General features: G+C 58.0%; 9 protein-coding genes. All 9 read left to right on the forward strand.

All coding sequences use genetic code 11. The features are described from left to right. A partial coding sequence (locus tag H8Z83_RS18165) for a M23 family metallopeptidase (RefSeq protein WP_187016342.1) occupies positions 1 to 159 on the forward strand: 159 nt, incomplete at its 5' end. A 16-nt stretch (positions 160 to 175) separates the two neighbouring features. Then, positions 176 to 481 (forward strand): hypothetical protein, encoded by a 306-nt coding sequence (locus H8Z83_RS18170; RefSeq protein ID WP_187016343.1) that lies wholly within the window; start codon positions 176 to 178, stop codon positions 479 to 481. 132 nt (positions 482 to 613) lie between these two features. After that, on the forward strand, positions 614 to 892 hold the full coding sequence (locus tag H8Z83_RS18175) for a DUF6103 family protein (RefSeq protein ID WP_187016344.1): 279 nt from the start codon (positions 614 to 616) through the stop codon (positions 890 to 892). Between the two features lies 1 nt (position 893). Further along, entirely contained in the window at positions 894 to 1,907 is a 1,014-nt protein-coding gene (locus H8Z83_RS18180; protein WP_187016345.1) for a hypothetical protein, read from the forward strand. Between the two features lie 609 nt (positions 1,908 to 2,516). Next, positions 2,517 to 2,963, forward strand: coding sequence for a hypothetical protein (locus H8Z83_RS18185; RefSeq protein WP_187016346.1), 447 nt, complete (start codon positions 2,517 to 2,519; stop codon positions 2,961 to 2,963). Continuing rightward, a complete protein-coding gene (gene mobP3 / locus H8Z83_RS18190; RefSeq protein ID WP_187016347.1) occupies positions 2,945 to 4,546 on the forward strand; it encodes a MobP3 family relaxase in 1,602 nt (533 codons plus the stop codon). Before H8Z83_RS18185 ends, mobP3 begins: the two co-directional genes overlap by 19 nt. 29 nt (positions 4,547 to 4,575) lie before the next feature. Continuing rightward, a complete protein-coding gene (locus H8Z83_RS18195; RefSeq protein WP_187016348.1) occupies positions 4,576 to 5,469 on the forward strand; it encodes a DUF3991 and toprim domain-containing protein in 894 nt (297 codons plus the stop codon). Between the two features lie 62 nt (positions 5,470 to 5,531). Continuing rightward, positions 5,532 to 7,334, forward strand: coding sequence for a type IV secretory system conjugative DNA transfer family protein (locus tag H8Z83_RS18200; protein WP_187016350.1), 1,803 nt, complete (start codon positions 5,532 to 5,534; stop codon positions 7,332 to 7,334). Next, positions 7,331 to 7,624: a helix-turn-helix domain-containing protein gene (locus H8Z83_RS18205; RefSeq protein ID WP_187016349.1), complete on the forward strand. Its 294-nt coding sequence runs from the start codon at positions 7,331 to 7,333 to the stop codon at positions 7,622 to 7,624. The genes H8Z83_RS18200 and H8Z83_RS18205 overlap by 4 nt, the downstream gene beginning before the upstream one ends. Positions 7,625 to 8,148: the final 524 nt, after the last annotated feature.

Consider the following 8,148-nt stretch of genomic DNA (forward strand, 5'->3'; position numbering starts at 1 on the left):
TGCTCCAAGCTGCTGGCAAGGGTGGGACAAAACGTACAGGCGGGAGACATCATCGCCCTCTCCGGCAGCACTGGGCGCTCCACCGGTCCGCATCTCCATTTCGAGGTGCGCGTCAACGGGGAACGGACGAATCCGAGGGCGTATCTGCCGAAAGGCTGAAAGGAAGGAAATGATTATGAACATGGCTCGCTACGAGCAGGAAACCATTATCGGCTTCAACGAGGAAGAAAAGACCGCCGGGATTTATACTCACAACAAGGTGCTGCGTCAGAAGCTGGAAGCGCTGGCGCGGGACAGACCGGAGGATTGCAGGCTCGTCAAAGTGTCCCGCAGCGGGCGGGCAGTTGACTACGTCATTCCAAAATCATGGATAAAGATCGCGCCAAACAGGGTGCTGTCTGATGCCGAGAAGATACAGCGGCGCAACGCCATAAAAAAGGCCAATTTTGCCCTTGATAATGCCGGACGTCCGCAGGATTGAAACTTCGTGCGACCGCCGGAGGGTAGTGATACCACCCACAACACAAAAACATCAAAAAAGCATGGAGCACAGCGACATGGAGGCGCTGGGCTTCCAGCTCCGCGACTATTATCAGGAGGTTGAATAACAATCATGAAAAAGGAAAATGTCACGATCTCATTCGAGAGCGAGCAGCTTGCCGCTCTCGAATTTTCGCTCAAAAAGAAGAACACCAGCGTGCAAGCACAGTTGGAGGAGCTGCTCAAATGCCTTTATGAATCCGAGGTGCCGGAGCCGGTGCGGGAGTATCTGGACAGCCGCGCGGCGCCCGCTGCCCGTCCCCGCCGTCCGGCAAGACCGGCGAAGCCGCAGCCGCGGGAGGAGCCTCCCTCCGCGTTGACGCAGCCCACTGACGAAAGGACCGGTGAGTGAGATGGCAGATCATGTAGACATCACACTGTGGATCGACCGGCGATGGAAGGATGCCATTGAGAAGCATCTCAGGAATGAAACCTTGCAGGAGCATCTGGAGGATGTGCTGGACGAGCTGTGCAACCAACTCCCGGAGCAGGAATACAAACGCATCAGTGCCGAGATCTATGCGGAGGACGTCGCGGAGCGTGAAGCGAGGGAGGCTACCCGTACCTACGCCGCCTACCATGTGGTAGAGAACGGACAGGAGTGGTACTTCAAGACCTCGCCCGGTGAGGAACTGCTGGATGCCGCAGTAAAGCTGCGCGGCTATGTCACCGGCGAGAAAGGCACCGGGCCGGATCTGTTCATCGAGCTGTTCGCGGACGGGCGCCCCATCACAGCGGAGGAGTACAACGCGCTCACCACCCTTCGCATGGAGAACACCGGCAAGGTGCGCGGTGTGTTCGACATCAACTTCGACAAGCGGGAGTTCTCCGCCGTACACATCATGGACGGCTGGCAGACCTGGGCGATGCGGGATGTATCCGTGGCGGCGTACCATGCCACCCGGTCGCAATTCGCGTCGAGCGATGATCAGTGGCGCAAGCTGCTGGATCATCTGAACGGCAAAGAGATCACCTCGGCGGGACACCTCTCCGCGCGGATTTTTTCTTTCGGTGATGAGATCATCGAGATGGACGGCAAGCTCAATTTTTATGTGCGGACGGAGTTCGATGTGGATGCAGCCTTCGGCACCTTCGTCTGCACGGATAAAAACGATGACTGGCTCAACATCTACGCCAACTATGACATGGAGAAAAACCGCCCCTGCGACACGCTGGAACTGAATCTCTGCAAAGCGGATGGCACAGAGGAAACCTGGAGCTACCGGCTCAACGCAGCTGAGCAGGATGTTCTGCTGCGGAAGATGGAGGCGTTCTGTCAGGAGCAGACCGGCATGAGTCTCCGTGTCTACGCGCAGCAGCTCCGAGAGGAACCGGAACAGCGGCAGGGGCCGGTGATGAAACTGTAAGCACAAACACAGCAAGGCTGAAACGCTCGCGGCTGCGGAAACAACAGCGTCCAGGCTGCACAGCCCAGCGAGGCCGCGGCGCCGGCGAAAGCGGACACACGCCATAAGGCGTGCATCCACTTCCTCCGGCTGTTCTTTCGGTGGCAATTTCGCTGACAGCATAAAGCCTTGCTGTGGCCGATGGAGAGATAGCCCCCCTGTTTCGCCCTGTGAGCCGCTGTGTGCGCGGTTAGGGGCTGAGGTGGCGTGTGTACCCGCCGCATCCCCTTGAAACGAACGTTGCGGCGTTTGTGGGCGATGCGTGAAAAGGCCCGGTGAATCCTGCTCCGGCGAAGGAAAACTGAGCCTTTGGGGATGGGTGTTTCCCTCCCGGCCATGCCCCGTTTCGGAGGGTTTCGCCCCTTATTTGCCCGTTCGGTAAAAGCACAAGATAAAGAGAGGTGCCCCTAACTGGGCCCCTCTCAGCCACAAAGCCCCGCAGTGCGGGGCTTTCAGAGGTTTGGACAAGGTGCACCTTTTGCGGATCTTGATGGAAAACAGGTGCACCTTACCCGCAAAAACGCAGGCGTGACAAGAGGTTGCGCCTTTTCAGAAAGGAGTGCTGCAAAAATGCAGGAAAATGACGAAAAGCGGATCGAGCGCACAGTGGTATGGCTGGATGCCAAGTTGGTTCCCCGTATGGACGGTTGGCTGGCCGCGGATAATTGCAAAAACCGCAGTGAATTTATCAACAAGGCCCTGCGGTTTTACATGGGCTATCTCGGCACGGAGGACAACACCGCCTACCTCTCCCAAGCCATCCTCACCGCCATTCAGGGTACGCTGGACGACAACAACAATCGGCTCTGCCGCATTCTTTTCAAGTGCGCGGTGGAACTGAATATGCTGTGCCACACCATCGCCGCCCACTTCCGCGCCGATCCCATTCACACGCGGGAGCTGCGGGCCTACGCCGTGGATGAGGTGAAACGCACCAACGGTCAGGTGAGTTTTGAAAACGCGGTGCGGAGCCAGCGGCGCATAGAGCCGGACGACGCATGGCCCGGATCGTACTGATCTCCCCCTACCTCAAGGGCGGACAGAATGCCGCGAAGCTGGCGCAGCGCACCCGCTACGTTGCCACCCGTCCCGGCGTGGAGCTGCTGGCGGATGAGCGCAGTACGCTCCCCACCACGAAAAAGCAGCAGGACTTCATTGCACGGCTGCTGAAGTCCTTCCCCTCCTGCTGGGAACTCATTGAGTACGAGGAATATCTGGAGCATCCCACCCAGGGCAGCGCCTCCGCGTTCATCCAGCAGGTGCGGGAAGACTACATGGAGGCGCTGGATCAAAAGGAAAATTTCATCGACTACATCTCCCATCGCCCCGGCGTCCAGAAGGACGGCGAACACGGTCTGTGGGACGCCCACGGCAAGGTACAAAATCTCGCACAGGCGGTGCGGGAGGTGGCGGAGCACATCGGAAATGTGTGGACGCCGGTGATCGCGCTGCGCCGTGAAGACGCCGAGCGGCTGGGCTATGACAGCGCGGAAAGCTGGCGGGCGTTGGTGAACGCCTCCGTCTGCGACATCGCGGAAGCGTACAAGATCCAGCCGGACAACCTGCGCTGGTACGCCGCCTTCCACCAGAAGCCGAATCAGGTACACATCCACATGATCCTCTTCTCCGCGGATTCAAAGGAGGGCTACCTCACCAAAGAGGGTATCCGGGAAATGAAATCCGTCTTCGCCAGACGGATCTACCACGCGGATCGGATGCACATCTACCAGCAAAAGGATACCGCGCGGCAGGAGTTGCAGGCGCAGACCCGCAAGGCAATGGTGGAATGCATCGCGCGGCTGGAGCATGGCACGTCGGATAACCCGCGTCTGGAGCAGCTCACCGAGGAGCTGGCGGAACGCCTGCTGACGGTCAAGGGCCGAAAGGTCTACGGCTACCTGCCGCCAAGGGTCAAGGCCATCGTGGACGCCATCGTGGAGGAACTGGCGAAGGATGAGCGGGTGTCCGCTGCCTATGAAACGTGGCAGACGCTCTACGAGCAGGTGTGTCTGGACTACGATCAGCGGCCGCCCAAGCGTCTGACGCTCTCCCGGCAAAAGGAGTTCCGGAGCGTCTGCAACATGGTCATTCAGGAAACACTGCAATGGATGGCTGAGCGGCAGAGGTGTGCGGATGCACAGAGAACTTCTGCCACATCGGTGGAATCCATTTCGCCTGAGAATTCCGCGGCGGCCAAGAATGCCAAAGTAGAATCCACAGCGCCAGCCGTTCCCGCGCAGCCCAAATCTGACCGTTCGACGAGTGCCGCACCAGAAGATTCCGCCTCCGCTGATGATGCCGCTTCTGAGGGTACCACACCGCCTGCGGCTGAAGATGCACCGGCTTTCTCTCAGTGGTCAGATCACCCCAATCAGCAGAAAGGGAGCGCACCGGCAGGATCAGATTATCGTGCCCCCACGGTGGGTGAAACCGTCGTGCGGATGCTGCATCACATGAGCAGAATTTTTGAGGACAACAGCAAGATCGATCAGATCCACCGCGGCTTGCAGATCGACCGCAAGCGCCGTCAGGAATTGCAGCGCAAGCGGCTGGCGATGGGGCACAAGCCGGATGACCATGAGGAACAAATGTTCAGATAGCGCAAAGCAGAATTTTGAAAGGACACATCATGAGCAAATATATTTATTTCACGCCGGAGGAAAAAGCGCGGGCGCAGAACACGGATCTCGTGTCTCTGCTGCGTGCCCAGGGGGAGCGACCTGTGCGCTCCGGCCGGGAATTCCGTACGCCCAACGATCCCAGCATCACCGTCCGGGGCAACAAGTGGTTCGACCACTCCAAGCGCGAGGGCGGCTATGCCGTCAGCTTTGTCCAGCGTTATTACCGTCTCCCTTATCAGGAGGCGGTTTTGCTTTTGCTGGGCAGAAAGAATGGAAAATCGTATGAGCAGGCAAAGCCCGCAAAGGAGGCTCCGAAGCCCTTCGCTCTGCCGGAGCCTTACGGGACCATGCGGCGTATGTACGCCTACCTCATGCGCCAGCGGCACATCGACCGGGAGGTCATCTCCTATTTCGTACACGAAAAGCTGCTCTACGAGGACAAGCACCACAACTGTGTTTTCGTGGGGCTGGATGGCAGCGGCGAGGCAAAGCACGCCCACATCCGCAGCACCAACAGTGAGGGACGGGTGTTCCGCATGAACATTGAGAGCAGCGCCAGCGAACACTGCTTTCATAAGGACGGCACGGACAAGTCCCTCTATGTGTTCGAGGCCCCCATCGATCTCCTGTCCCACATCACCCTCTACCCATACGGCTGGCAGGAGCACAGCTACGTCGCCTGCTGCGGGACATCCATCCAGCCGGTGCTGGAACGGCTGCGGCAGAATCCCAAGCTGGACACGGTGTACCTCTGCCTCGACAACGATGACGCGGGCAATGACGCCTGCGACCGCATGACGGATACGTTGGAGGACATGGGCTTGGAGGTGGAGCGGCTCTGTCCGGTACGCAAGGACTGGAACGACGATCTGTGCGCCAAATTTGAGAGAAAGGAGAACTAACCATGAACGGGGATACATGGATCTTCCTCGCCCTCTGCGGCGCTCTGCTGGTGTTTTTGCTCATGGCATCCTTCCTCTCCAAGAGCTACTCCCTCAACAACATCAAGAGCAAGACGGTGGGCGACGGTCAGCACGGCACGGCGCGGTGGGCGACGCCCAAGGAGATCGGCAAGACCTATCACACCGTACCCTTCCGCCCCCGCCGCTGGCGCAAGGGGAAGGAGCTGCCCACGGAGCAGGGGCTCATCCTCGGCAGCGTGGGCGGCAGAAAGCGTAAAAGCAAGGGAGGATCTCTGCTGAAAATCTCCCGCAAGCTGCTGGAAAAGCTGCGCCGTCCTGTGGCGGGAAAGCAGAAACGGAAACCGAAGAAAAAATCAAAGGTGCTCTCAAAAGTCAAAAAGGTGATCGAGGAACAGGGGGATATCCGGGCGCTGGTGGACAGCGACGACATCCACTGTCTGATGATCGGCGCCTCCGGCGTGGGCAAGACGGCGTTTTTCTTGTACCCCAATCTGGAATACGCCTGCGCCTGCGGCATGAGCTTTCTGGCGTTGGACACCAAAGGAGACTTGGCGAGGAATTACGGCGCCATCGCCTCCCGGTACTATGGCTACCGGGTTTCCGTCATCGACCTGCGGAATCCCACCCGCTCGGACGGCTTCAACTTCCTGACGCTGATGAATCACTACATGGATATTGCGAGAGCAGATCCGTCCAATTTGGCGGCACGGGCCAAGGCGGAGAAGTACGCCAAGATCCTTGCCAAGACCATCATCAGTCCGGATGGTGACGCCTCCCAATACGGTGATAACGCCTACTTCTATGACAGCGCCGAGGGATTGCTGACGGCCGTTGTGCTGCTGCTGGCGGAATTCGTGCCGCCAAAGGACGGAGAGCCGGAAAAGCGGCATATCGTGTCGGCCTTCAAGCTGGTGCAGGATCTGCTGGCGATGCCGAGCTCACGGGGCAGGAACGGCTTTCAACTGCTGGTGGACATTCTGCCGCCGGAGCATAAGGCACGATGGCTGGCAGGCGCGGCGCTGACGGCGGCGGATCAGGCGATGGCCTCGGTCATGTCCACCGTCCTCTCCCGCCTGAACGCCTTCCTGGATACGGAGTTGGAGCAGGTCATCTGCTACGACAGCCCCATCAACGCGGAGATGTTCGCCTCAGAGAAGTGCGCCATTTTTCTCATTCTGCCGGAGGAAGACCCCGCCAAGAATTTCATCGCGGGCCTTATGATCCAGAACCTCTCCCGTGAGCTGTTCTCCGTGGCGGACGAGCATGACGGCAGGCTCAAGAACCGCGTGGTGCTGTTCTGCGATGAGCTGGGCACCATGCCGCCCTTCGACATCCTGCCCCTGTTCAGTGCGGGCCGCTCCCGCGGGCTGACGCTCGTGCCTATCATCCAGAGCCTTGCCCAACTGGAGAAGAACTATGGTAAAGAAGGTGCGGAAATTATATGTGACAACTGCCAGGACACCATCTTCGGCGGCTTTTCGCCCCAGAGCAAAACCGCCGAGGCCCTCTCCGCCGCCCTTGGCAGCCGCACGGTGCTCTCCGGCTCCGTCAGTCAGGGCAAGGAAAGCAGCCAGTCCTTGCAGATGATGGAGCGCCCGCTCATGACGCCAGACGAATTGAAGTCCATCCCCAAGGGCGAATTTGTGGTGATGAAAACAGGAACACATCCCATGCGGACGAGACTGCGCCTGTTTTTGGATTGGGGCATCACCTTCGATCCCGATGGGTACCGGATGCCGGAGCGGGCGGCCAGAAAAATCTCCTATGTGAACCGCGACGAGCTGGCCCGCAATATTCAGAACCGCCGCGAAAACAGCCCTTACAACACGGAGGATAGCAAATGAGCAAATTTAACTTTATTTACGCCGAGGATCTGAGCCACCGGGAAAAGACGGTCTACATCTACCTCCGGGATCGCGCGGATGCCTCCGGCGTCTGCTGGCCGGGGATCAAGACCATCGCCGGTGAGTTGGGCCTCTCACCCCGCACCGTCCAGCGGGCCTTGGCAGATCTGGAACACAGGCAGCTCATTGAGAAGCGGCAGCGCCACCGCGCCAACGGCAGCCTTACCAGCAATCTGTACCGCCTGACAGCGGCAAAAAAGCCACAGTCTCCCGCCAAGGGGGGACTGTGACCTTTTCTCTCCTAAAAATCTGTCCATAGGGTAGCGTCATCATGGCGCATCCAGAAGAGCCTACTCTACCGGAGGATACAGGACAGAGAAAGAACAAGAATATAAACAATGTTCTTCATGATATAGGTCCATTTGTTGTTGGCATGGTCTTTTCTGAAAATCCACTATAGTTATTCCTGCGGCCACTGAGGTCCTATCTCTGTGGCCGCTGGAGAGGGCTCTATACACTATAGCTATTAGAGCCTGAAACATCTGCACACTCTCTATTCAGCTGGTCTTAGAACTCTATATATTAAGGTAATAGAAATACTATGCATTGCTATTACAAAGAACAAAATATAGAGTGGTAGATTAGATTCATTCATTGCATCGACATTTGAGGAAACTTTACTGTGAATAGCTCAGATATAATAAACACAGAGCCGCAGAATGGCCAGGGTTGCCATCACCGCCGCAATGATTAGGATGGTGTTTCGGTTTTCTCCGGCCACTCCGATGTCAATCATACTGGCCAGGGCAGTAGG

The organism is Dysosmobacter segnis (genome assembly GCF_014297285.1).
In the GTDB taxonomy this organism is placed as follows: domain Bacteria; phylum Bacillota; class Clostridia; order Oscillospirales; family Oscillospiraceae; genus Oscillibacter; species Oscillibacter segnis.